The organism is Agrococcus sp. GCM10030265, assembly GCF_042666675.1.
In the GTDB taxonomy this organism is placed as follows: Bacteria; Actinomycetota; Actinomycetes; order Actinomycetales; family Microbacteriaceae; genus Agrococcus.
The window spans coordinates 350507-372216 of record NZ_JBHTCZ010000001.1 but is presented as its reverse complement, the minus strand read 5'-3'; the positions used below and the strand labels follow the sequence as shown (position 1 = coordinate 372216).

26 protein-coding genes are annotated in these 21710 nt (G+C 74.3%); 15 read left to right on the top strand and 11 right to left on the bottom strand.

The genetic code is table 11. From position 1 onward, the window contains the following. Nucleotides 1-144 precede the first annotated feature (144 nt). Both fgd and ACFQPP_RS01665 read left to right on the top strand, forming a co-directional pair. Entirely contained in the window at nucleotides 145-1152 is a 1008-nt protein-coding gene (gene fgd / locus ACFQPP_RS01670; protein WP_376914762.1) for a glucose-6-phosphate dehydrogenase (coenzyme-F420), read from the top strand. Beyond that, a complete protein-coding gene (locus tag ACFQPP_RS01665; RefSeq protein ID WP_376914761.1) occupies nucleotides 1152-1817 on the top strand; it encodes an NAD(P)-dependent oxidoreductase in 666 nt (221 codons plus the stop codon). The genes fgd and ACFQPP_RS01665 overlap by 1 nt, the downstream gene beginning before the upstream one ends. Before the next feature lie 39 nt (nucleotides 1818-1856). Here the strand turns inward: ACFQPP_RS01665 and ACFQPP_RS01660 are convergent, their stop codons facing one another. Next, the gene (locus ACFQPP_RS01660; RefSeq protein WP_376914760.1) at nucleotides 1857-2162 is read right to left on the bottom strand and encodes a hypothetical protein; all 306 of its coding nucleotides are present in this window, start codon (nucleotides 2160-2162) and stop codon (nucleotides 1857-1859) included. A 155-nt stretch (nucleotides 2163-2317) separates the two neighbouring features. Between ACFQPP_RS01660 and ACFQPP_RS01655 the strand changes: the two genes are divergently transcribed. The 4 genes from ACFQPP_RS01655 to ACFQPP_RS01640 all read left to right on the top strand — a co-directional run bounded on the left by ACFQPP_RS01655 (nucleotide 2318) and on the right by ACFQPP_RS01640 (nucleotide 5525). After that, nucleotides 2318-3187, top strand: a complete 870-nt coding sequence (locus tag ACFQPP_RS01655; protein WP_376915286.1) for a type II CAAX prenyl endopeptidase Rce1 family protein — start codon at nucleotides 2318-2320, stop codon at nucleotides 3185-3187. Between the two features lie 59 nt (nucleotides 3188-3246). Next, entirely contained in the window at nucleotides 3247-3630 is a 384-nt protein-coding gene (locus tag ACFQPP_RS01650) for a VOC family protein (RefSeq protein ID WP_376914759.1), read from the top strand. Nucleotides 3631-3793: 163 nt separating this feature from the next. Next, nucleotides 3794-4759, top strand: coding sequence for a nucleoside hydrolase (locus tag ACFQPP_RS01645; RefSeq protein ID WP_376914757.1), 966 nt, complete (start codon nucleotides 3794-3796; stop codon nucleotides 4757-4759). 73 nt (nucleotides 4760-4832) lie between these two features. Further along, nucleotides 4833-5525, top strand: a complete 693-nt coding sequence (locus ACFQPP_RS01640) for a MerR family transcriptional regulator (RefSeq protein ID WP_376914756.1) — start codon at nucleotides 4833-4835, stop codon at nucleotides 5523-5525. A gap of 22 nt (nucleotides 5526-5547) precedes the next feature. On the opposite strand, the gene ACFQPP_RS01635 is transcribed toward ACFQPP_RS01640, so the two are convergent. From ACFQPP_RS01635 to ACFQPP_RS01625, 3 genes are all read right to left on the bottom strand, one after another. Then, a complete protein-coding gene (locus tag ACFQPP_RS01635; protein ID WP_376914754.1) occupies nucleotides 5548-7608 on the bottom strand; it encodes an AAA family ATPase in 2061 nt (686 codons plus the stop codon). A gap of 91 nt (nucleotides 7609-7699) precedes the next feature. Then, the gene (locus ACFQPP_RS01630; RefSeq protein ID WP_376914752.1) at nucleotides 7700-8881 is read right to left on the bottom strand and encodes a MalY/PatB family protein; all 1182 of its coding nucleotides are present in this window, start codon (nucleotides 8879-8881) and stop codon (nucleotides 7700-7702) included. Then, nucleotides 8882-9379: a beta-class carbonic anhydrase gene (locus ACFQPP_RS01625; RefSeq protein ID WP_376914751.1), complete on the bottom strand. Its 498-nt coding sequence runs from the start codon at nucleotides 9377-9379 to the stop codon at nucleotides 8882-8884. Nucleotides 9380-9723: 344 nt separating this feature from the next. On the opposite strand from ACFQPP_RS01625, the gene ACFQPP_RS01620 reads away from it, so the two are divergent. Then, nucleotides 9724-10017 (top strand): hypothetical protein, encoded by a 294-nt coding sequence (locus tag ACFQPP_RS01620; protein WP_376914750.1) that lies wholly within the window; start codon nucleotides 9724-9726, stop codon nucleotides 10015-10017. Between the two features lie 3 nt (nucleotides 10018-10020). Here ACFQPP_RS01620 and ACFQPP_RS01615 read toward each other — a convergent pair whose 3' ends face one another. Continuing rightward, complete coding sequence (locus ACFQPP_RS01615) at nucleotides 10021-10479, bottom strand: MarR family winged helix-turn-helix transcriptional regulator (protein ID WP_376914749.1); 459 nt, start codon at nucleotides 10477-10479, stop codon at nucleotides 10021-10023. Nucleotides 10480-10632: 153 nt separating this feature from the next. Here ACFQPP_RS01615 and ACFQPP_RS01610 point away from each other — a divergent pair, with 153 nt between their 5' ends. The 3 genes from ACFQPP_RS01610 (at nucleotide 10633) to ACFQPP_RS01600 (ending at nucleotide 13590) form a co-directional block, all read left to right on the top strand. Continuing rightward, complete coding sequence (locus tag ACFQPP_RS01610) at nucleotides 10633-11922, top strand: saccharopine dehydrogenase family protein (protein WP_376914748.1); 1290 nt, start codon at nucleotides 10633-10635, stop codon at nucleotides 11920-11922. Nucleotides 11923-12010: 88 nt separating this feature from the next. After that, nucleotides 12011-12400 (top strand): pyrophosphatase, encoded by a 390-nt coding sequence (locus ACFQPP_RS01605; RefSeq protein ID WP_376914746.1) that lies wholly within the window; start codon nucleotides 12011-12013, stop codon nucleotides 12398-12400. Between the two features lie 53 nt (nucleotides 12401-12453). Then, nucleotides 12454-13590 (top strand): FAD-dependent monooxygenase, encoded by a 1137-nt coding sequence (locus tag ACFQPP_RS01600; RefSeq protein WP_376914744.1) that lies wholly within the window; start codon nucleotides 12454-12456, stop codon nucleotides 13588-13590. 14 nt (nucleotides 13591-13604) lie between these two features. On the opposite strand, the gene ACFQPP_RS01595 is transcribed toward ACFQPP_RS01600, so the two are convergent. Continuing rightward, nucleotides 13605-14006, bottom strand: coding sequence for an NUDIX domain-containing protein (locus ACFQPP_RS01595; RefSeq protein WP_376914742.1), 402 nt, complete (start codon nucleotides 14004-14006; stop codon nucleotides 13605-13607). 252 nt (nucleotides 14007-14258) lie between these two features. On the opposite strand from ACFQPP_RS01595, the gene ACFQPP_RS01590 reads away from it, so the two are divergent. Then, nucleotides 14259-15098: an endonuclease domain-containing protein gene (locus tag ACFQPP_RS01590; RefSeq protein ID WP_376914740.1), complete on the top strand. Its 840-nt coding sequence runs from the start codon at nucleotides 14259-14261 to the stop codon at nucleotides 15096-15098. Nucleotides 15099-15287: 189 nt separating this feature from the next. On the opposite strand, the gene ACFQPP_RS01585 is transcribed toward ACFQPP_RS01590, so the two are convergent. After that, nucleotides 15288-15770: a DUF2087 domain-containing protein gene (locus ACFQPP_RS01585; RefSeq protein WP_376914738.1), complete on the bottom strand. Its 483-nt coding sequence runs from the start codon at nucleotides 15768-15770 to the stop codon at nucleotides 15288-15290. A gap of 73 nt (nucleotides 15771-15843) precedes the next feature. Continuing rightward, complete coding sequence (locus ACFQPP_RS01580; protein WP_376914736.1) at nucleotides 15844-16281, bottom strand: Lrp/AsnC family transcriptional regulator; 438 nt, start codon at nucleotides 16279-16281, stop codon at nucleotides 15844-15846. Between the two features lie 91 nt (nucleotides 16282-16372). Between ACFQPP_RS01580 and ddaH the strand changes: the two genes are divergently transcribed. The 4 genes from ddaH (at nucleotide 16373) to ACFQPP_RS01560 (ending at nucleotide 19356) form a co-directional block, all read left to right on the top strand. Continuing rightward, on the top strand, nucleotides 16373-17221 hold the full coding sequence (ddaH, locus tag ACFQPP_RS01575; protein ID WP_376914734.1) for a dimethylargininase: 849 nt from the start codon (nucleotides 16373-16375) through the stop codon (nucleotides 17219-17221). Next, nucleotides 17218-18441, top strand: coding sequence for an ornithine--oxo-acid transaminase (gene rocD, locus ACFQPP_RS01570; RefSeq protein ID WP_376914733.1), 1224 nt, complete (start codon nucleotides 17218-17220; stop codon nucleotides 18439-18441). Before ddaH ends, rocD begins: the two co-directional genes overlap by 4 nt. A gap of 137 nt (nucleotides 18442-18578) precedes the next feature. Beyond that, nucleotides 18579-19016 (top strand): SRPBCC family protein, encoded by a 438-nt coding sequence (locus ACFQPP_RS01565; RefSeq protein WP_376914731.1) that lies wholly within the window; start codon nucleotides 18579-18581, stop codon nucleotides 19014-19016. 55 nt (nucleotides 19017-19071) lie between these two features. Next, entirely contained in the window at nucleotides 19072-19356 is a 285-nt protein-coding gene (locus tag ACFQPP_RS01560) for a DUF2277 domain-containing protein (protein WP_376914730.1), read from the top strand. A 100-nt stretch (nucleotides 19357-19456) separates the two neighbouring features. Here the strand turns inward: ACFQPP_RS01560 and ACFQPP_RS01555 are convergent, their stop codons facing one another. From ACFQPP_RS01555 to ACFQPP_RS01545, 3 genes are all read right to left on the bottom strand, one after another. Then, a complete protein-coding gene (locus tag ACFQPP_RS01555) occupies nucleotides 19457-19882 on the bottom strand; it encodes a VOC family protein (RefSeq protein ID WP_376914729.1) in 426 nt (141 codons plus the stop codon). 83 nt (nucleotides 19883-19965) lie between these two features. After that, entirely contained in the window at nucleotides 19966-20418 is a 453-nt protein-coding gene (gene sufU / locus ACFQPP_RS01550) for a Fe-S cluster assembly sulfur transfer protein SufU (protein ID WP_376914728.1), read from the bottom strand. Continuing rightward, complete coding sequence (locus ACFQPP_RS01545; RefSeq protein ID WP_376914726.1) at nucleotides 20415-21692, bottom strand: aminotransferase class V-fold PLP-dependent enzyme; 1278 nt, start codon at nucleotides 21690-21692, stop codon at nucleotides 20415-20417. Before ACFQPP_RS01545 ends, sufU begins: the two co-directional genes overlap by 4 nt. Nucleotides 21693-21710 lie beyond the last annotated feature (18 nt).

Here is a 21710-nt window from a genome sequence, read left to right as displayed (position 1 = left end):
GAGATGCGGCAGGCCGGCGCGCCTCGCCGCGCGGCATGCCGCATCCGCTCGCCCGTCGCACCGCATGAGGGCTGCGCTACCACGAGTCGCGACCGCGCGACAGGTGCCCGCGAGCCCGACGCGACACGGCGAGGAGGGTGCAGCATGGTGACCATGCGCTACGGATACAAGGCCAGCGCCGAGCAGTTCACGCCCGCCGAGCTCCTCGACCTCGTGGTCGAGGCCGAGCGCGTCGGGTTCGACTCGGCCTTCATCTCCGACCACCTGCAGCCGTGGCGGCACGAGGGCGGGCACGCCCCCAACGCGCTGACGTGGCTCGGCATGGCCGCCGAGCGCACGACGTCGATCGTGCTCGGCACCTCCGTGCTCACGCCCACGCTCCGCTACCACCCCGCGGTCATCGCGCAGGCGTTCGCCACCCTCGGCCAGGTGCATCCCGGCCGCTTCATCCTCGGCGTCGGCACCGGCGAGGCCCTCAACGAGCATGCGATCGGCGTGCCCTTCCCCGACGGTCCCGAGCGCTTCGCGCGCCTGCGCGAGGCCGTGCGGCTCATCCGCCAGCTGTGGAAGGACGACCTCGTCACCTTCGAGGGCGAGCACTACTCGACCGACGGCGCGACGATCTACGACAAGCCGCACGAGCCCATCCCCATCTACGTCGCGGGCGGCGGCCCGGCCACGACCCGCTACGCGGGCCGTGTCGCCGACGGCCACATCTGCACGTCGGGCAAGGGCGACGCGTACTACCAGGAGACGATCGTCCCGAACCTCGAGGAGGGCATCGCGAAGGGCGGGCGCACCGACGCCGACGTCGATCGCATGATCGAGATCAAGGTGTCGTACGACCGCGACCCCGAGCGCGCCCTCGAGCACACGCGCTTCTGGGCGGCGCTGTCGCTCACGCCCGAGCAGAAGCAGTCGGTGCACTCGCCCACCGAGATGCAGCGCCTCGCCGACGAGCTGCCCATCGAGCAGGTCGCGAGGCGCTGGATCGTCTCGTCCGACCCCGAGGAGACGGCGGCGGCCATCGGCCACTACGTCGACCTCGGATTCACCCACCTGGTCTTCCACGGACCGGGCCACGATCAGCGGCGCTTCCTCGACCAGTTCGCCGAGGACGTCCTGCCGCTGATCCAGCAGAAGGAGGCATGATGCAGGTCACGATCATCGGAGGCCACGGCAAGATCGCGCTGCTCGCGGCGCCCCTGCTCGTCGAGGCGGGCCACGACGTGCGCTCGATCATCCGCAACCCCGACCACGAGGCCGACGTGGCCGCCACGGGCGCGACGCCCGTCGTCGCCGACGTCGAGTCGCTCGACGTCGCAGCGCTCACGGGCCTCTTCGAGGGGTCGGATGCGGTCGTCTGGTCTGCGGGCGCGGGCGGCGGCGACGCCGCGCGCACGATCGCGGTCGACCGCGATGCGGCCATCCGCACCGTCGAGGCCGCGCAGACGGCCGGCGCGCACCGCTACGTGATGGTGTCGTACTTCGGAGCGGGCGCCGACCACGGGGTGCCCGACGACTCGTCGTTCCGCGCCTACGCCGACGCGAAGACCGACGCCGATGCCGCGATCGAGGCGTCGAGCCTCGACTGGGTCATCCTGCGGCCCTCCGCGCTCACGCTCGACGCCGCCACGGGCTCGGTCGACGTGCGGCAGCTGGATGCGTCGGTCGAGCCCGACTCGATCGCGCGTGCGGACGTGGCGGCGCTCATCGCCGCCGTGCTCGAGCGCCCCGCGCTCTCGCGCACGATCGTCGAGGTGAACGCGGGCTCGACGCCCATCGGCGAGGCGCTCGACGCGCTCGCCGCGGCGTAGCCCTCCGCGCGATCGGCGGGTCGGCCGCGTCGTCGAGCGCTACGCGACGCGCACGTGCACGCCCAGCGGGCTGCTCGCCGCGCGGAGCATCGCGGCGACGCGGCCGCCCTCGACGTCGGCGTCGGCCTTGCGCTCGAACCGGAAGCGCAGGGCCGCCGTCGTGTGGATCCAGTACGAGTCGACGACGCCGAGCAGCTCGCTCGCGAACGTGGCGAGGAACGGCTCGTCGTGCGTGAGCCGCTCGGCGATCACGGCCTCGAGGCATGCGAGATCCTCGTCGTCGATGTGCTGCTCGCTCACGCCGTAGTAGAACGTGCCCACGGCACCCCTCTCTCGTACCACCATCGAACCTCCTCGGGGTGCCGCCTAGAACCCCGTTGCAATTCGGCGGCAGCATCGGGACGTGGTGCGCGCACCCCTGCGCACGAGACGCCGGGGATCGCGCGGGCGTGGGCATCGCGGTCGACCCCGCCGCCTCGTAGGCTGAGCGCGTGCCGACCATGCCCGACGCTCCCGCGGCCGAGGACCTCGCGCGGCCGAGCCCGGCGACGACGCACCCGATCGCGATCGTGCCCGCCGCGCTCGTCTCGCTCTCGGCCGTCGTCCTGTTCGGGTTCCTCGAGACGATCCCGGGCTACGTCGTCCTCACGGCGGGCGTGCTCGCCGCCGTCATCACCGACCGCGCGGGCCTGTCGCATCGCCTCGGCGCCGACCTCGCCGCCATCGGCGCGAGCCTCACCGTCATCAGCCTCGTCGAGCTCAAGGCCGACGTGTCGTGGCTCGGCGTCGCCCGCTTCACGCTCGTGCTCGGGGCCGCCCTCGTCATCCCGTTCGTCATCACGCGGCTCGTCTACAAGGAGCGCACCGTCGCGTTCCCCTGGCGAGGCGGCCGGTGGACGCGCGCGCAGTGGATCTACGTGGCCGTCGTCATCGTCGCCGCCTACCTCATCCTGCCGGCGTACTTCCTCGGCTCGGGCGTGTACCTCAACTGGCCCGAGCTCGCCGACGACGGCGAGGTCGCGCGCTTCTTCGTCGGCGTCAACGCCGTCGGCCTGTGGGACGAGCTCTTCTTCATCTGCATCGTCTTCACGTTGCTGCTGCGGCACTTCCCGTTCTGGGTGGCGAACGTGCTGCAGGCGACGATCTTCGTGTCGTTCCTGTGGGAGCTCGGGTACCAGTCGTGGGGTCCGCTGCTCACCATCCCGTTCGCGCTCGTGCAGGGCCTCATCTTCCGGCTCTCGAAGCGCAACCTGCTCTACGTGGTCACGGTGCACCTGCTGTTCGACGTGGTCGTCTTCCTCGCGATCGTCGCGGGTCGCAACCCCGAGCTGCTCTGGCTCTTCCCGCTCGCAGCCCCCCTCGTCGGCTAGGGCCGCGACGCCGCGACGACCCCCTCGCGCTCGCCGCGCATCGGGTCTAGCGTCGCTCCATGGCCATCGCGCGCAGACCCAGCATCGTCCTCGACTGTCCGCATCCCGGTGCGCTCGCCGCCTTCTACGCCGCGGTGCTCGACTGGCAGCACACCGCCGACGACGACGGCTCGTGGGCGGAGGCGTTCGGCGAGGGCTGGCCGCCGCTGTGCTTCCAGCGCGCCGACGGCTACCGCGCCCCGGAGTGGCCGGGGCAGGAGCATCCGCAGCAGATGCACCTCGACCTGTGGGTCGACGACATCGATGCGGCCGAGCCCGAGGTGCTCGCGCTGGGAGCCACGCTGCACGACCACCAGCCGTCGACGGACGGCGGCTTCCGCGTCTTCGTCGACCCGGCCGGGCACCCGTTCTGCCTCTGCCGCTCGACGGACGGCGAGGGCTAGGCGCGCTCGCGGGTGGCGAGCGCTCGACGTCGTCGAGCGCGTGCGGCACGCTGCCGGTGGGCTGGGGCACGGCTCCTCCTCGGGGTCCGCGCATCTGCGCGCGCCCACCGCCGAGGCGCCCCGGCCGTCGCCCACGGCGCCCGCGCATCCCTAGGCTCGTCGGGTGACGAGCATCATCCTCGACGTCGACACGGGCATCGACGACGCCCTGGCCATCGCGACCGCCGCGCGCAGCGCATCCATCGACCTCGTCGCCTGCACCGTCGTGTGGGGCAACGTCGACGTCGAGCAGGGCGCGCGCAACACGAGCGAGGTGCTCGCGCTCGCGGGGCGCGACGACGTGCCCGTCGCGATCGGCGCCGCGGGGCCGTACGACGGCCGCGCCGCCTGGTACTCGCCGCACGTGCACGGCGACGACGGGCAGGGCGGATGCGCGGACCTCGACCACGTGCCCACGATCGCCGCGGAGTCGGCGGTCGAGACGATCCTGCGTGCCAGCCACGCCGTGCGGGATCTCGAGATCGTCGCCGTCGGCCCGCTCACGAACCTCGCGCACGCGCTCGACGCCGACCCGACGCTGCCCGAGCGCATCCGCCAGGTCACGATCATGGGCGGGGCGGTGCTGCGCCGCGGCAACGTGTCCGAGTTCGCCGAGGCCAACATCCACCACGATCCGGAGGCGGCGGCGGCGGTGCTCGAGGCCGCGTGGGAGGTGACGCTCGTCGGCCTCGACGTCACGATGGACTCGATCATCACCGACGCGATGCGCGAGCGCCTCGCCGGCGGCGACGCGCTCGGCCGGCATCTCGCGCGCATCCTCGACGCCTACATGGACTTCTACGAACCCCTGCTCGGGCAGCGGGCGGCGGTGAACCACGACGCGGTCGCGCTCGGGATCGCCACGGGGCTCGCGCGCACCACGAGGTCGCCGCTGGCATCCATCTCGGTCGACTGCTCCGAAGGTCCCGAGCGCGGTCGGACGCGCGCGTCCCTCGAGCTCGTCGACGGCGTCTGGCGGGACGAGCCCGGAGCTCGGCATCGGATCGTGCTGGAGGTGGGGGACGGGTTCGAGGCGGCGATGCTCGACGTCCTCGAAGATGTTTCGAGTTTTAAGGGACGCGCGGAGTAGGCTGCACCCCGCCAGTCTCGAGAGGCCACCCGACCGACCGCCGCTGGTGGTGGGTCGTGGGAAGGGGGTCGGCATGCACGTACGAGAGGTCGGCGCTGCAGCGGGCGTGAGCGTCGCGCTCGTGAAGTTCTACGTGCGCGAGGGCCTGCTGCACGCGGGTGTGCGCACCTCGGCCAACAGCACGTCGTACGACGCGTCGCACGTGCTGCGCCTGCGCCTCATCCGCGCCCTCGTCGAGGGCGGCAGGCTGCAGCTCGCGCAGGTGCGCGAGCTGCTCGACGTCGTCGACGACCCCCACCTGCCGATCGACGCGGTCGTGCGCGACGCGCACCGCGCCGTGTCGAACGTCGAGCAGCGGCCGTCGGATGCGGCGATCGCCGTGGTGCGCGAGGCCATCGAGGCGAACGGCTGGCACGTCGGCCCCGACAACCCGGGCATCCTGCAGTGCGCCGCCGTCGTCGACACGGCGCTCGCGATCGACCGCGACGACGTGCGCGACATGCTGCGGGTCTACGCCGCACCCGTCGAGGAGATCGCGCGTCAGGACCTCGCCGCCGTCGGTCGCGCCGCGGCGACGCGCACCCGTGTCGCCGAGACGGTCGTCATCGGCACCGTGCTCGGGGATGCGATGCTGCTGGGCCTGCGCAGGCTCGCGCAGGAGCATGCGGCCGCGTCGGCGGTGCCCCAGCTGCCCGGCGCCGTGGGGGCGCCGCGGGCGCATCGCACGTCGGGCGCCTCGTCGCTGCGGCCCGCCGCCGACTCCTAGCGCGCCGCTCGCCGCCGAGCGGTCACAGCCCCCGCGCGACGGCCGCGGCCGCGCCCAGCCACGAGCGCCGCGTCTCGGGCCGCAGCGATCCGAGCCGCAGGTGGCCGTCGACGAGCGCCTGGTCGAAGGGGATGCGCACCACCTCGCGCGCGAGCGGCCCGTAGCCGCCGATGACGCCCTCGACGTCCTGCCGGGACGCCTTCGGATCGGCCTGGCTCACGACCACGACCGAGCGCTGGGCGAGGATCGCCGAGCGCTCGTCGCGCTGCGCGAGCGCCTCGAGCAGCAGCGCGCCCGCCTCCGCGTGGTCGGCCCTCGTCGTCGTCGCGACGACGATCTGGTCGGCGTGGTCGATCATGCGCAGCCACATCGGGTCGGACTCGTCGTTGCCGGAGTCGATCACGATGACGCGGTAGTACTTCGAGGCGATGGCGTGGATGGCGTCGACGTCGGCGGGGCTGACGCGGTTCTCGTGCGCGAGGCGCATCGGCTTCGAGCGCAGCACGTCGAACTTGTCCTGCGACTGGTGGTGCACGAAGCTCGCGAGGTCGGCCGCCTGCGCGCCGACCGACAGCAGGCGCTCGGCCTGGGGCAGCAGCTCGAGCAGCGTCGCCTCGTGCGGGCCGCGCTCGGTGCGCCAGCCGAGGGTGCCGCGGGTCTGGTTGTTGTCCCACGCGAGCACGCCTGCGCCGCCGAAGTGGGCGAAGATCGCCGACAGCAGCACGGTGGTGGGCGTCTTGCCGGCGCCGCCCTTGCCGTTCACGACGGCGATCGTGCGCGGCCCCGGCCAGTGCTGGCTCACGGCGCGCTCGTCGGCGCGCTCGCCGAGCTCCTCCTGGCTCGGCGCCATGCGCAGACCCATGCGCGTCATCGCTCCACGGAGCCCGGCCTGCGCAGGCGCCTCGCGCTGGGCCGCCTCGAGGAAGGAGTGGCGGCCGTCGGCCGTCATGGGGCCCGAGAGCTCGCCGGGCGCGTAGCCGGCATGCGGTGCGGACGCGGCGGGCGCCGGCCGCTCCTGCGCGGGTGCCTGCGCAGGAACCTGCGCGGCGGATGCGAGGAGCCCGGGCTGATAGGCGCCCTGCGGCACGGATGCGACGGGTGCGCTGGGGATCGACGCGAGGGGGCCCGACTGGGCGGGCGGGCGCGTGACGGTCTCGTCGAGGAGCGGGTCGTAGCCGGGCACCGACTCGATGGGAGCCTGCAGCGGCACGGCGGGGGAGGACGCCGGCGCCTCGGGGGCGTGGTGGGCAGGCGCGGCGACGTCGGGACGCTCGAAGGGCGACGGCAGCGCGGGCGAGGGCTGCGGCGCCGGCGTCGAGGGCGCCGCGTGCGTCGAGGGCAGCTCGGAGGCGCCGTGCGCCGCCTGCGGCAGCTCGTCGCGCGAGGCGAGCGTCGCATCCGTCAGCTCCGGTGCGGGCCCGGTCTGCCCGAACGAGGGAGCGGGCTGCGGTGCCGGTGCGGGCTGCGGTGCGGGTGCGGGCTCCGGCTGCGTCGCGGGCTCGGCAGCGAACGCGGGCGCGGTCGCGGTCGCGGACGCAGAGTCGGAGACGGGCGAGCGCTCGGGCTCCGGCGACGGCTCGAACGCCGGCGCGGGCTCGAACGCGGGCGCGGGCGCGGGTGAAGGCGCGGGCGAGGGCGAGGGCTCGAACGCGGGCTCGGGTGCGGGGCTCGGTGCCGCGATCGGCGACGCCGCCGCAGCGGGAGGCGCGGCGGGCGGAGGCGCGGCCGGCGGTGCCGCGGCCGAGGGCGCAGCCGGCGCAGCCGTGGGTGCGGGCGACGCCAGCGGCGGCGTCGACGGCAGGGGGTCGGGATCCGGGGGCGGCGTCAGCTGGCGCACGTCGGTCACCGAGCCGTCGGGGTGCACGACGATCTCCCAGTGGCCGTCGGCGCCGGTGATGGCGACGCCGATGGGGCGTCGCAGCGCCTGCGCGAACTCGGCGGCGTGCGAGACGATCGCCGTGCGCGTCTGCGGGAACGCTCCGCGCTCGAGGTGCCGGTGGGTGCCGTTGACGTCGAGCACGCCGGACCCGTCGGGGCGGATCTCCGCGCGGATGCGCGTCTGCGGCACGATCGGCTCGCTCACGGAACCCTCCAGACCTCGGCCATTCCGCGGACGAGGCTACTCGCTCGCGCGGCTCGCAATCTGGATGCGCGTGGGGAGGCGCCCGCAGACGTCACGCGGCGAGCGCGGTGCGCAGCCGTGCGACGCCCTCGCGCAGCACCGCGTGCGACGTGCCGAGGTTCAGACGCACGTGGTTCTCGCCGCCGACGCCGAAGGGCTCGCCGGCGTTGACGCCGAGGCCGGCACGGTGGAGGGCGGCGCTCACGGCGCTCGCGTCGGTGACGGCGCCGCCGTCGGCGCGCGCATCCGGATCGGCGAGGCGCGTGGCCGAGAGGTCGAGCCACGCGAGGTAGGTCGCCTCGGGGATGCGATGCTCGACGCCCGAGCCGGCCAGCAGGTCGCGCACGAGCGCGTGGTTGGTCGCGAGCCCGGCGACGAGGGCGTCGAGCCAGTCGCGGGCGTGGTCGAGCGCTGCGACGTGCGCGACCACGGCGAGGTGGTTCGGTCCGTGGGTCACGACCTCGGGGATCGCCCGCAGCGTCTCGGCGGCATCCGGCCCCGCGAGGATCGCCGCCGAGCGGATGCCCGCCAGGTTCCAGGCCTTCGACGCCGACTGCACGACGATGCCGCGCCGGTCGACCGCGAGATACGGCGTGAACACGGCGCCGGGCAGCGTGAGCGGCGCATGGATCTCGTCGACGACGACGGATGCGCCGTGCCGCGCCGCGACGGCGGCGACGGCCTCGAGCTCGCCGCGCGCGTGCACGGTGCCCGTGGGGTTGTGGGGGCTCGCGAGCAGCAGCACCGCGCGGCGCCCGCCTGCGGTCGCCGCGGCGAGCGCCGCGTCGATGCCGTCGACGTCGAGCCGCGCGTCGGGCGTGAGCCGCACCTCGCGCACGACGCGGCCGGCATGGCGGGCGAAGCCGTGGAAGGGCGGGTAGACGGGGCTCGTGACGACGACCTCGTCGCCGGGGTCGGTCAGCATCCGCAGCAGCTCGAACACGCCCGTCATGACGTCGGCGACCGTCACCGACGCCGACGGATCCGGCCCGAAGCCCCAGCGCTCGGCGCTGAGGCGCGCGAGCGCCTCGCCGTAGGCGGTGCCGTGGGCGTAGCCCGTGTCGCCGTCGCGCATGGCGCGAGCCACCGCCTCCTGGATGGGCTCGGCGGGCACGACATCCATCTCGGCGACCCACATCGGCAGCACCTCGGGGCCGAAGTGGCGCCACTTGATGCTCGTGCGCTCGCGCAGTCGCTCGAGCGGCACCTGCTCGAGCGGGTTGGCGACCGTCATCTACGCGACCCGCTCGAGCAGCCCCGAGTCGACGTCGTAGAGGAAGCCGCCGACCTTGGTCGACGCGGCGATGAGCGGATGCGACGTCACCTTGTGGACGTCCTCCGTGATCGCGCGGCGCTGGTCGGCGATCGCGTCGACGGGCAGCCAGTGCGCGTCCTGCCCGGCGGCCTCGCCGATGCGCGTGAGCAGCGTCTCCTCGTCGTTGGAGGCGACGGCGCAGCGCGTGTGCTCGACGATGAGGATGCGGTCGACGTTCAGCAGGTTGTCGCCGAGCACGAGCGCCACGAGCGCACGGTCGTCGACGCGGCCGCCCGGGTTGCGGAGGATCTTCGCGTCGCCCGGCCTGAGGCCCAGGAGGCCGAGCGGCTCGATGCGCGAGTCCATGCAGGTCACGAGCATCACGCCGGCCTTCGCGATGCCGTCGAACCCGTGCAGGTCGAAGTCGGCCGCGTAGGCGCGGTTGGCGGCGAGCAGGTCGTCGAATGCGTCATCCACGCATCCGAATGTACGCCCGGCCGGGTGCCCTGCGACGCGCGCGGGCCCGCAGTCGTCCCCACCCGCGCGTGTCGCACGCCGTCCGCGACGCGCGGCGGCTCGTCGAGGGCGCCGGGATGCGCACCACGACGCGGTGGATGGTTCAGCGGGCGTATCACCGTCGATCCCCAGAATCCCGGGCCCGCTGGCGATCCGGGGTCGAAGATCGTTCGGTGACGGAAGGATCTCGACCCTGTCCCCCTACCGTCGGATCAGGCGACCACATGATGGGCGCCACGCTCCCCGGGCACCCGCTCGGCACCGCGACATCGACGCCAACGCGTCACCAGCACAGGGAGAGCGACATGGGAACGCTGCACTACGGACAGGCCGCATTCGAGCTCGACGACGACACCCTCCGCCACTTCTCGGCCGTCATGGTCGCGAAGCTGCGTCGCAAGGAGCCGTTCCTCGCGCTCGTGCGCTCCGACGACGACGGCCTCGAGCGCGTCTGGCTGCACACCTCCGCCGACATCCGCATCGAGACGCTCCCGGCCACCGAGAGCCTCGACCAGCAGCGCCTGCAGCACATGATGACGCAGGCGAACAAGGCAGGCGTCGACCTCTGCGAGACCTGGGCCTCCAAGGTCCCGGCCTGACGGCTACGGCCGCTCGCGCGGCTCGGCGCGGTCGACGAGGTCGCGCATCTCCTCGAGGAACTCGGTGATCGTGCGGGCCTCCGAGGCGCTGCGCCTGCCGATGAGCTCGCGCATCTCGACGGGCAGCAGCTCGCCGCCGTCGGCGTCGCCGGTGGGGAGGATCACCTTCCGCCGCCGATCCGTCGGGTGCGCCGCGGTCTGCACCACGCCGGCCGCCGTGAGCCGCTTCAGCAGCTCGGTGACGTTCGGGTTCGAGACGCCGAGGTGCGCCGCGAGCTCGCTGGGCGAGACCGCGTCCTTCGCGGCCGCCCGCTCCCACACGTAGCGCAGGGCGAGACGGTCGAGCTCCGAGGGTCGCGCGCCGAGCAGCCTGCGCCGCTCGAGCCGGTTCTCGGCGTGCCGCAGCTCGTCGAGCGACTCGAGGACGGCCTCCTGCTCCTCTGCGGATGACGAATCGACCACGTCCGCTCCTTCATGCTGCATGGGCCGTCTCGGCTCCATCATGCAACGGGGTCGGCATCCGACGCGACTCCGTGTACGCGCGCATCTCCGGTCGACGCTGGCGCCGAGCACGCGCGCCAGGCATGCTGAGCCCATCCGATCGATGGGAGCCCCATGCGCATCCTGCTCATCGGCGCGGGCGGCGTCGGCGCCGCCTTCGCCCGCATCGCCGCGCGCCGGTCGTTCTACGAGGCCATCGTCGTCGCCGACTACGCGCCGGAGCGGGCCGAGGCCGTGATCGCCGCCATCCGCGAGCGGCACGGCGACGAGGCCGCCGACCGGTTCACGGCCGCGCGCCTCGACGCCTCCGACGCGGCGAACGTCGCCGCGCTCGCGCGCGAGCACGCCTCGACGCACGTCATGAACGCCGTCGAGCCCGCGTTCGTCGACGCGATCTTCGCGGGTGCGCTCGACGCGGGCTGCGACTACGTCGACATGGCGATGAGCCTCTCGTCGCGGCACCCGCAGCGACCGTTCGACGAGGTGGGCGTCAAGCTCGGCGATCGGCAGTTCGCCGTGGCCGACGACTGGCAGGCCGCCGGGCGCCTCGCGCTCGTCGGCATGGGCGTCGAGCCGGGCCTGTCGGACGTCTTCGCGCGCTACGCCGCCGACCACCTCTTCTCCGAGATCGACGAGCTGGGCACGCGCGACGGCGCGAACCTCGTCGTGCGCGACGAGGACGGCCGCGAGATCTTCGCGCCCTCGTTCTCCATCTGGACGACCATCGAGGAGTGCCTCAACCCGCCCGTGGTCTGGGAGCAGGGGCGCGGCTGGTTCACGACGGCGCCGTTCTCGGAGCCCGAGGTGTTCGACTTCCCCGGCGGCATCGGCCCCGTCGAGTGCGTCAACGTCGAGCACGAGGAGGTGCTGCTCATGCCGCGCTGGCTCGACGCGCGGCGCGTCACCTTCAAGTACGGCCTGGGCGCCGAGTTCATCGGCGTGCTGCGCACGCTCGACCTCCTCGGCCTCTCGGCGACCGACCCCATCCGCGTGCGCTCGGCGAGCGGACCCGTGGAGGTGGCGCCGCGCGACGTCGTCGCCGCAGCGCTGCCCGACCCCGCGACCATCGGGCCCCGGATGGAGGGGGTGACGTGCGCGGGCGTGTGGGTGACCGGCACCGGCGTCGACGGCGAGCCGCGCTCGACGTACCTGTACCACCTGGCCGACAACGCGTGGACGATGGCCGAGTACGACTCGCAGTGCGTCGTGTGGCAGACGGCGCTCAACCCCGTCATCGCGCTCGAGCTGCTCGCGACGGGCGCGTGGAGCGGTGCCGGCGTGCTCGGCCCCGAGGCGTTCGACGCCGCGCCCTACCTCGAGCTCATGGCGCGCCCGGAGTCGGAGGGCGGCTACGGGCAGGAGTACGGCATCCGCGAGCAGCCGCACCCCACGCCCGTCGCGTGACGCGTGGCGCGTGACGCGTGACGCGTGAGGATCGGCGCATGCGGCACGTGCGCGTGAGCGGCCGGCGTCGGCCAGCCATGATGGGGCGATGGAGCTCGCAGAGCTGGCACGGCGCATCGACGCCATCAGCGCCCGGTACGCACGCATCTACGGCTTCGAGCGCGACGGCGACTGGCTGATGCTCAAGGTGCAGGAGGAGGTGGGCGAGCTCGCGCAGGCGTGGCTCGCCAAGACCGGCCGCCAGCGCGACAAGGGTCGCACGCCCGCCGAGATCGACGAGCGGTTCGCGCTCGAGCTCGCCGACTCCATCGGCATGCTGCTCGCGCTCGCGCAGCACACGGGCGTCGACGTCGAGCGGGCGATGGATGCGAAGTGGCTCGTGTGGGATCGGCGCGCCAACCAGCGCGAGGAGGATCTCGACGACGCCGAGCGCGCGCTCGAGGGGCGAGCGCTGCGCGGCGACGACGACGCGGGATGACGCTCGGCGCGCCAGCCCTGTCGCCGCCGACCGCGCGCGGCTAGCCTCGACCCATGCGTGAGGCCATCGTCGTCGGTGCCGGCATCGGCGGGCTCGCCGCAGCGAAGGGGCTCGTGGATGCGGGCTGGCGCGTCACGGTGCTCGAGGAGGACCCGGGGCTGCGCGAGTCCGGATCGGGCGTCGTGCTCACCGCCAACGGCCTCGCGGCGCTCGACGCGCTCGGGCTCGGCGACGCCGTCCGCGCCGTCGGCGTCGAGGCGCTGCCGCTCGGCGTCCGCACCGCGCAGGGCACCCCGCTGCAGCGCGGGGCGGAGTTCGCATCGAGCGCCCTCACGGGCATCCATCGCACGACGCTGCACCGCATCCTCGCCGAGGGCGCGAAGGATGCCGAGGTCGTCACCGGCGCGCACGTCGCCCGCGTGCACCCCGGCCGGCGACCCCGCGTCACGGTCGTCGAGGGCGGCGAGCAGCGCGAGCGCGTCGCCGACCTCGTCGTCGGCGCCGACGGCATCGACTCGCTCGTGCGATCCGCGGTGCGCGCCGACCTGCCGACCGACGTCGTCGGGGCGACGTGCTGGCGCGGCGTCGTCGCACGGCAGCCCGACTCGCCCGCGGGCTCGCTCCAGTGGTTCGGCGCCGGCACCGAGGTGGGGCTCGTGCCCATCGATGGCGACCGCCTCTACTGGTTCGTCGCCGCCCGCGCCCGCGCGGGGCGCACGGCACGCGACGAGCACGCGGCGGCAGGCGAGGCGACGCGGGGCTTCGAGGCCGTCGTGCGCGACCACGTGGGGGCGACCCAGGAGTCGGCCGTGCTGCGCCACGACCTGCGGTACCTGCCGACGGGGCTGCGCTCGTACGTCGCGCCCGGCATCGCGCTGCTGGGCGACGCGGCACACGCGATGCTGCCGACGACCGGCCAGGGTGCCGCGTCGGCGCTCGAGGACGCCGCCACGCTCGGCGTGCTCGCCGCCCGCGACGACGTCGACGACGCCCTCGAGGCCTACGACCGCCTGCGCCGACCGCGCACGCAGCGGCTGCAGCGGCTGTCGCACCGGCTCTACCGATCGGGCCTCGAGGTGCGGAACCCGGTGCTCGCCGCCGCACGCAACGGCATCCTCCAGCTCGCGCCGACGCTCGCCGCCGAGATCGCCGCCGACTGGATGCTCCGCTGGAGCCCGCCGCGACGGTAGCCGCGCGCGTCGCGTCAGCGCCCAGCCGCGACGAGCAGCGGGAAGACGTGCACGCGGTTGAGCGGCGCCTCCTGCGGGTCGTCGATGCCGGCGACGGGATCGACCCAGCGGGCGTCCTCGAGCTCGGCCTGCACGACGGGATCCACCTCGCCGTCGTGCGCGAAGACGGTCGCGCGCACGGCGAAGCCCGCCTCGTTGGCGGCGACGGCGTCGAACGTGCCGACGAGCCGCAGCGCCTCGGGCGCCACGACGACGCCGAGCTCCTCGTGCACCTCGCGAGCGGCGCACTCCGCCGCCGACTCGCCCGCCTCCGGCTTGCCGCCGGGCAGCATGAACATCGACGTGCCCCGCTTGCGCACCGTCAGGATGCGTCCGTCGCGCGAGAAGCACACCGCCGAGACCGTGATGACGCCCACGCATCCGAGGCTAGCCGGGGCGTGCTCGCGGCGTGCCCGGGGCGTGCCCGCGGCGTGCCCGGGGCGTGCTCGGGGCGTGCTCGCGGCGTGCTCGGGGCGTGCCCGCGGCGTCCGTCCGCCGGGATGCGCACGGAGCGGGGTCGAGACGGCCATGCGGGCTCGAGATCCCGCACAGGGCGCATCGCGGCGCAGGGATCCCCAGACGCCGCGCCCGTGCCACGACCGTGCGCCGCGTCGTCCATCCTCCAGCTCGTGATCGATCCGCTGCTGCGCCGCCTGGGCGTGCTCTCGACCTCGCAGCTCGCCGAGCTCGGCCTCGCACGTCATCACCGCGACGCGGCCGTCGCGCAGGGCGGTCTCGTGCAGGTGCGCCGCGGCTGGTACGCCGCGGCCGACGCCGATCCGGCCGTCGTCGCCGCAGTGCGCGCCGAGGGGTGCGTCGCCTGCGCGAGCGCCCTTCGGCTGCACGGCGTCTGGGTGCCGGAGTCCATGGGCGCCGGTCACGTGCGGCATGCACGGCACCGCCGGGAGCAGGGGCGACGCGGATGCCTGCCGTACGGCCCGAACCCGCCCGTGCGGGCGGCGGTCGACGACGTCGAGACCGCCTTCCGCTGCGCGCTGCGCTGCGGCTCGAGGGAGGACGTCGTCGTGCTCGCCGACTCGCTCCTGCACCGTCGGCTCGCGACGCATGGCGACCTGGCGGCCTGGAGCTCCGAGGCACCGCGGCGAGTCGCTGCGCTGCTCTCGGCGACGGCGTGGGCCGAGTCGGGGGTCGAGAGCATCGTGCGGGTGCGCTTGCGCGTGCGACGCATCGGCGTGCGCACCCAGGTGCAGATCGGGCCGTGGCGGGTCGACCTCGTCGTCGGCGATCGGCTCGTGGTCGAGTGCGACGGTGCCGAGCATCACGGCGACTGGCGCGCGCATGCCGCCGACCGCGCGCGGGACCGCGGGCTCGTGGCGGCGGGCTACCTCGTCGTGCGGCTCACGTACCGTCAGGTGATCGACGACTGGCCGGCGGTCGAGCAGGATCTGCTCGCGCTCGTGCGACGTGGCGCGCATCGGCGCTCGAACCACCGCCGCGATGCGCGCTGAGCGGCAGCTCGAGCTCCCTGGGGCGGGATGCGGTCGCTGGGTGCGTCTCTGCGCGGGCAGGCGACGCCGCGACGCCACGCGAACGCGTCCGCGGGGGAGGCGATGCCGCGCGAGCGCGTCCGCGGGAGGGAGGCGACGCGAGCGCGTCCGCCCGGGGGAGGCGACGCGAGCGCCCCGCGCGCCCGGGCGCTACGCCCTGCGGTACGCGCGGCCCTCGGGGTCGCGTGCGAGGAGGCCCGCGTCGACGAGGTCGCGGCGCAGGGTGACGGGGTCGCGCCACACGGCGCCCAGCCGCGCCGTGACGGTGGGCTCGTCGACGGTCTCGTCGACCGCGACGGCCTGCTCGCTCGCCCAGCGCATGAGCGCGAGGCGGTCGGCGGGCCGCCTCGGCCAGTCGCGGATGCGGCCCTCGTGCACGAAGCGCTCGATGCCGGCGCGGGGCGGCGTCGGCTCGAGCGTCGCCGTGAATGGGTCGCGCGGCCACGCCAGCCCGTCGACGACCTCCACGAGGCCGACGCGCTCCAGCGCCTCGAGCCGGCGGCGATCGGAGGCCGGCAGCCGCTCGGCGACGACCGGCGAGAGCCGCGCGGCCGCCACGGTCACGTCCGACAGCAGCAGGCGGCGGTCGGCGTCGGCGAGCACGGCGAGCAGCGGGCGCGGGTCGGAGGCCATCGCGCCAGGCTAGCCGGGGTGCGGCACGACGCGCTCGTCTCGCGCGCGTCGCGACGCGCTCGCAGGGCGCGGCTCAGCCCGCGACGCGCGTCACGAGCTTCGACAGCACGATCGCCGACCGCGTGTGGTCGACCGACGACGCGGCGCGCACCTTCTCGAGCGCATCCTCGAGGGCGATGACGTCGCGCGCGCGCATGATGACGATCGCGTCGGCCTCGCCCGTGACCGTGCCGGCCTCGACGATCTCCGGCACGCCCGCGAGGATGCGCTTCAGGTCGGTGGGCGAGACGGTGCCGCGGCAGAAGAGCTCGACGTACGCCTCGGTCGCGAGCCCCTCGACCTTGGGGTCGACCTGCACGGTGAAGCCGCGGATGACGCCGTCGGCGACGAGTCGATCGACGCGGCGCTTCACGGCGGATGCGGAGAGGCCCACGACCTGTCCGATGTCGCCGTAGCCGGCGCGGGCATTCGTGCGCAGCTGGTCGATGATGCCCTGGTCGATGCGATCCATGCGCAAGATCCTACGAGCAGGGCCTGGGATTCGCAGGCATCTTGCGTCTGCGCCGCCCGAAGCGCGCGAGATCGCTGCGAGCATGGTGTCCATGCAGCCCGATCTCGCGACCGCACCGACCACCGAGCAGCACGCGCCTCGCACCGCCGTGTCGAAGACGGTGCTCATGTGCCGCCCCGACCACTTCACCGTGAGCTACCGCATCAACCCGTGGATGCATCCCGAGCATCCCACGAGCACGCAGACGGCCGTCGCCCAGTGGGAGACGCTGCACGCCGCGTACCTCGGGCTCGGCTACGACGTGCACCTCATCGAGCCGATCGACGGCCTGAACGACATGGTCTACGCCGCCAACGGCGGCTTCACCCTCGACGGCAAGGCGTACGGCGCACGCTTCACCTACGAGCAGCGCGCCGCTGAGGGCCCCGCCTACATGGCGTGGCTCGAGGAGGCCGGGTTCGAGGTGCACGCGCCCGCGCACGTCAACGAGGGCGAGGGCGACCTCCTGCTCGCCGGCGACGTCATCCTCGCGGGCCACGGCTTCCGCACGACGCTCGAGTCGCACGACGAGGTGCGCGGCATCTTCGACCGCGAGGTCGTGAGCCTGCGCCTCGTCGACCCGGCGTTCTACCACCTCGACACGGCCGTCGCGATCCTCGGCGACGCGAACGTCGCCTACCTGCCGCAGGCGTTCGACGACGCCAGCCGTGCCGCGCTCGAGCGTCGGTACCCGGATGCCGTGCTCGCCGACGAGGCGGACGCCGCGGTGCTGGGCCTCAACGCGTTCGGCGACGGCGCATCCATGGTGATCGCGGCGCGGGCGCAGGGCTTCGAGCGCGACCTGCGCGAGCGCGGCTACGAGACGGTCGGCGTCGACCTCTCCGAGCTGCTGCTCGGCGGCGGTGGCGTGAAGTGCTGCACGCTGGAGCTGCGCCGATGAGCGCCGTCACCGGCACGGGCACGCGCACCGCCGCGGCGATCGACCTCGTGGAGCGCCACGCCGCGCACAACTACCACCCGCTCCCCGTCGTCGTCGAGTCGGCATCGGGCGCATGGGTGACCGACGTCGACGGGCGCAGCTACCTCGACTGCCTCGCCGCGTACTCGGCGGTGAACTTCGGCCACGGCCACCCGCGGCTCGTGGCGGCGGCGAAGGCGCAGCTCGACCGGGTGACGCTCACGAGCCGCGCGTTCCACTCCGCAGCGCTCGGCCCGTTCGTCGCGGAGCTCGCCGCGCTCGCGGGCAAGGACATGGTGCTGCCGATGAACACGGGTGCCGAGGCCGTCGAGTCAGGCATCAAGGTCGCGCGGCGCTGGGCGTACGCGGTGAAGGGCGTGCCCGCCGGCGAGGCCGAGATCGTCGTCGCATCCGGCAACTTCCACGGCCGCACGACGACGATCGTGTCGTTCTCCGACGACCCCGAGGCGCGCGAGGGCTTCGGCCCCTTCACGCCAGGCTTCGTGACCGTGCCGTACGGCGATGCGGATGCGCTGGACGCGGCCATCACGCCGCGCACCGCCGCGGTGCTGCTCGAGCCCATCCAGGGCGAGGCGGGCGTCGGCATCCCGCCCGCCGACTACCTGCCGCGCGTGCGCGAGATCACGCAGCGCGAGGGCGTGCTGATGATCGCCGACGAGATCCAGTCGGGCCTCGGACGCACGGGCGCGACCTTCCGCTGCGAGCAGCTGGGCGTCGTGCCCGACCTGTACCTGCTGGGCAAGGCGCTCGGCGGCGGCATCGTGCCCGTGTCGGCCGTCGTCGGCGACGCCGACGTGCTCGGCGTCCTCACGCCGGGCAGCCACGGCTCGACGTTCGGCGGCAATCCGCTCGCGGCGGCCGTCGGCCTCGAGGTCGTGCGGATGCTGGCCGAGGGCGACATGCAGCGCCGGGCGCTCGCGCTGGGCGAGCGGCTCGAGGTGGGCCTGCGTGCGCTCGTGGGCCGCGGCGTCACCGCGGTGCGCTGCGCGGGCCTGTGGGCGGGGATCGACGTCGACCCGGAGGCCGCGACGGCACGCGAGGTCTGCCTGCGGCTCATGGAGCGCGGCATCCTCGCGAAGGACACGCACGGCCAGACCGTGCGTCTCGCGCCTCCCATCGTCATCACGGAGCAGGAGATCGATCACCTGCTGACCTCGTTCACCGACGCCCTCATCCCCTGACCCCGACCGCTGGAGGTCTTCGGCCGCTTGTGTCGTCACAAGCGGCCGAGAACCTCGGATCGTCTGGGCTGGCGGGGCTCGACGGGGGTGCATGCCGCATGCGGCATGCGGCGGAGGGCGCACGAGAGGATGGATGGATGCCGACCGATCTGCGCTTCCGATCCGTCTGGCAGCTGGTCGCCGAGCCCGACGCCGTGCAGGCCGCGCTCGGCGACGTCGCGGCGTACCCGACGTGGTGGCCCGGGATCGCCCGCGTCGAGCGCGACGACGCCGGCGACGTCGTGCTCGCCGTGCGCGGCCCCCTCCCCGTCGCCGTCCGCATCCGCGTCACCGGTCTCGACGCCACCGACGGCGTCCTCGCCGCCCGCCTGCGCCGCGACGTGCTCGGCTGGTGCTCCTGGCACGTGGCCGCAGCGCCGCAGGGCGGCACGAGCGTCGTCATGCAGCAGCACGTCATGCTGCAGCGCCGCGCGCTGCGCACGCTCGCTCGCGTCGCGCCGCGCCGACTGCAGGCGAGCCACGCCGCGCTGATGCGCGCGGGCGAGACGGGGCTGCGAGCGCTGCTCGAGCCGTGAGCGGCTGCACGCCCGGGGCTGGATGCGCCGCGAGCGCAGGCGTACCGTGACGGCCATGTGCCGCAACATCACCACGCTGCGCGGGCTCGAGCCCGCCGCGAACGACGACGAGGTCGAGGCCGCCGCGCGGCAGTACGTGCGCAAGGTCTCGGGCATCACGCATCCCACGGAGCGCACGCGCGAGGCGTTCGAGCAGGCGGTCGCCGAGATCGCCCACGTCACGAGGCACCTGCTCGAGGACCTGCCCGAGCGGCGGCAGCCGCCGAGGACGGTGCCGCCGCTGCGGCGACCCGAGGTGCAGGCGCGCATCGCCGCGCGCGAGGCGGCGCGGGCGGGCTGACCCGGTCGCGCCGTGCCGCCAGCGCCGCCCCGCCGCGGAGCCGCCTCGCCTGTCGCCGGCCCGCCGCCGAGCCGGTCCGCCGCCCCGCCGGCCCGCCCCGCTACTGCGCCGGGGCGAAGAGCTCGAGCGCGATGTCGTCGGGGTCGCGGAACTCGAGGATGCTGCCGCCCACGATGTCCTTGACGCCCTCGTGGGTGACGCCCAGGTCGTCGAGCGTCGAGACGGCGTCGTCGAGCACGTCGCGATTCGCGACCGCGAAGCTCACGTGGTCGAGGCCCACGCGGTCCTCGTCGTAGCGGTCCTCGTCGGGAGCCACGGGACGAAGGCCCAGCAGCCCGCCGGGGAAGGCGTAGATGACGCCGCCGAACAGGAAGGCGAGCCGCTCCTTCGTCTCCTCGTCGGCATCCTCCGGCGGCGCCTCGAACGCGACGTCGAAGCCGAAGACCGACTCGTAGAACTCGCGCGAGCGCTCGATGTCGGTGACGGTGAGGCGCATGTGCGCGTAGTCGGTGACGGTGATGGGCATGGTGGCTCCTGACGGTCGTGGAGCCCCGACGCTAGGTGCCGCGAGCATCTGGGCGCGTGGCCTTGACGGGCCCGCGCGGCGGCTCAGTCGCGCGCGGTGACCTGCCGCAGCGTGTCCTCGAGCGCGACCCACGGCAGCATCGCGCACTTCACCCGCATGGGGAACCTCGCGACGCCCTCGAACGCGGATGCGTCGCCGAGCAGCTCGAGGTCGGCGTCGTCGTGCTCGCCGCGCGAGCGCAGCACGCGGCGCATCGCGTCGACGCGGTCCTGGGCGGCAGCGCGCGTGAGGCCGGGCACGTCCTGCCCGAGGATCGAGGCCGACGCCTGCGAGATCGAGCAGCCCTGCCCCTCCCAGCCGACGCGCTCGACGCCGTCGCCGTCGATCGCGATGCGCAGCCGCACCTCGTCGCCGCACGTCGGGTTGCGCTCGAACCGCTCGGCGTGCGCCTCGGCGGCGGGCAGCGCACCCTCGCCGTGCCTGGCCTTCGCGTGGTCGAGGATGATCTGCTGGTAGAGGTCGTCGAGCCCGCTCATCGCGTCACCCCGAAGTAGGCGCGGACGCCGCTCACGGCATCGAGGAAGCGGTCGACCTCGGCCTCCGTCGTGTACAGGTACGTGGATGCGCGGGTCGTGGCCGCGACGCCGAGGCGGCGGTGCAGCGGCTGCGCGCAGTGGTGGCCGACGCGGGCGGCGATGCCCTGCGCGTCGAGCACCTGGCCGACGTCGTGCGCGTGGACGCCGTCGACGACGATGCTCGCGAGCCCCACGCGGTCCCTCCCCGCGGCTGGGCCGACGAGGCGGACGCCGTCGATCGTCGCGAGGCCCTCGGCGAGTCGGGCGCCGAGCGCCACCTCGTGCGCCGCGATGGCCTCGAGGCCGACGGCGTCGAGGTAGTCGACGGCCGCGGCGAGGCCCACGACCTGCGTCACGGCCTGCGTGCCCGCCTCGAACCGCTGCGGCGGCGGCATCCACTCGGCGCCCTCGAGGGTCACGGTCGTGATCATCGACCCGCCCGTGCGCGCGGGCGGCAGCGCGAGGCCGAGCTCGCGGCGCAGGTACAGCACGCCGACGCCGCCGGGGCCGAGCATCTTGTGCGACGAGAACGCCGCGGCGTCGACGCCGAGCGCGTGCAGGTCGAGCGGCATGTGCGGCGCCGACTGGCATGCGTCGAGCACCGTGAGCGCGCCGACGGCGCGGGCGGCCTCGACGATCTCGGCCACGGGCGCGACGAGGCCCGTGACGTTGCCGACGTGCGCGAAGGCGACGACGCGCGTGCGCTCGTCGATCGCGGCGCGTGCATCGTCGGCCGTCCACACGCCGTCGTCGTCGACGCGGATGACGCGCAGCTCGGCGCCCGTCGCCGCCGCGAGGTCCTGCCACGGCAGGAGGTTCGCGTGGTGCTCGGCCTCGGTCGTGACGATGACGTCGCCCGGGCCGAGGTCGACGAGCGACTCGTGCGGCGAGCGCTGGGCTCGGGCGAGGGAGAGCGACACCGTGTTGAGCGCGTCGGTCGCGTTCTGCGTCCAGCTCACCTCGTCGGCATCCGCACCGACGAACGCGGCGATGCGCTCGCGGGCATCCTCGTACGCCATGGTCGCGAGCGCGGCGAGGGTGTGCGCGCCGCGGTGCACCGCGGCGGTGCGGGTCTCGCCGAACGTGCGCTCCACGTCGAGCACCGGCGTGGGCCGCAGGGCGGTCGCACCGGTGTCGAGGTACGCGAGACGGTGCCCCTGCACCTCCTCCGCGAGCTCGGGGAAGTCGGCGCGGATGCGCTCGAGCGCCTCGGGTGCGATCGTCTGGTGCTGCATGCGTCCTCCGTGCCGGGC

Bases quoted from the DNA above. Each gene is read 5' to 3' on its own strand.
- fgd (WP_376914762.1), top strand. From the start codon at position 145: ATGGTGACCATGCGCTACGGATACAAGGCCAGCGCCGAGCAGTTCACG.
- ACFQPP_RS01665 (WP_376914761.1), top strand. From the start codon at position 1,152: ATGCAGGTCACGATCATCGGAGGCCACGGCAAGATCGCGCTGCTCGCG.
- ACFQPP_RS01660 (WP_376914760.1), bottom strand. From the start codon at position 2,162: ATGGTGGTACGAGAGAGGGGTGCCGTGGGCACGTTCTACTACGGCGTG.
- ACFQPP_RS01655 (WP_376915286.1), top strand. From the start codon at position 2,318: ATGCCCGACGCTCCCGCGGCCGAGGACCTCGCGCGGCCGAGCCCGGCG.
- ACFQPP_RS01650 (WP_376914759.1), top strand. From the start codon at position 3,247: ATGGCCATCGCGCGCAGACCCAGCATCGTCCTCGACTGTCCGCATCCC.
- ACFQPP_RS01640 (WP_376914756.1), top strand. From the start codon at position 4,833: ATGCACGTACGAGAGGTCGGCGCTGCAGCGGGCGTGAGCGTCGCGCTC.
- ACFQPP_RS01630 (WP_376914752.1), bottom strand. From the start codon at position 8,881: ATGACGGTCGCCAACCCGCTCGAGCAGGTGCCGCTCGAGCGACTGCGC.
- ACFQPP_RS01620 (WP_376914750.1), top strand. From the start codon at position 9,724: ATGGGAACGCTGCACTACGGACAGGCCGCATTCGAGCTCGACGACGAC.
- ACFQPP_RS01610 (WP_376914748.1), top strand. From the start codon at position 10,633: ATGCGCATCCTGCTCATCGGCGCGGGCGGCGTCGGCGCCGCCTTCGCC.
- ACFQPP_RS01605 (WP_376914746.1), top strand. From the start codon at position 12,011: ATGGAGCTCGCAGAGCTGGCACGGCGCATCGACGCCATCAGCGCCCGG.
- ACFQPP_RS01600 (WP_376914744.1), top strand. From the start codon at position 12,454: ATGCGTGAGGCCATCGTCGTCGGTGCCGGCATCGGCGGGCTCGCCGCA.
- ACFQPP_RS01585 (WP_376914738.1), bottom strand. From the start codon at position 15,770: ATGGCCTCCGACCCGCGCCCGCTGCTCGCCGTGCTCGCCGACGCCGAC.
- ACFQPP_RS01580 (WP_376914736.1), bottom strand. From the start codon at position 16,281: ATGGATCGCATCGACCAGGGCATCATCGACCAGCTGCGCACGAATGCC.
- ddaH (WP_376914734.1), top strand. From the start codon at position 16,373: ATGCAGCCCGATCTCGCGACCGCACCGACCACCGAGCAGCACGCGCCT.
- rocD (WP_376914733.1), top strand. From the start codon at position 17,218: ATGAGCGCCGTCACCGGCACGGGCACGCGCACCGCCGCGGCGATCGAC.
- ACFQPP_RS01565 (WP_376914731.1), top strand. From the start codon at position 18,579: ATGCCGACCGATCTGCGCTTCCGATCCGTCTGGCAGCTGGTCGCCGAG.
- ACFQPP_RS01560 (WP_376914730.1), top strand. From the start codon at position 19,072: ATGTGCCGCAACATCACCACGCTGCGCGGGCTCGAGCCCGCCGCGAAC.
- ACFQPP_RS01555 (WP_376914729.1), bottom strand. From the start codon at position 19,882: ATGCCCATCACCGTCACCGACTACGCGCACATGCGCCTCACCGTCACC.
- sufU (WP_376914728.1), bottom strand. From the start codon at position 20,418: ATGAGCGGGCTCGACGACCTCTACCAGCAGATCATCCTCGACCACGCG.
- ACFQPP_RS01545 (WP_376914726.1), bottom strand. From the start codon at position 21,692: ATGCAGCACCAGACGATCGCACCCGAGGCGCTCGAGCGCATCCGCGCC.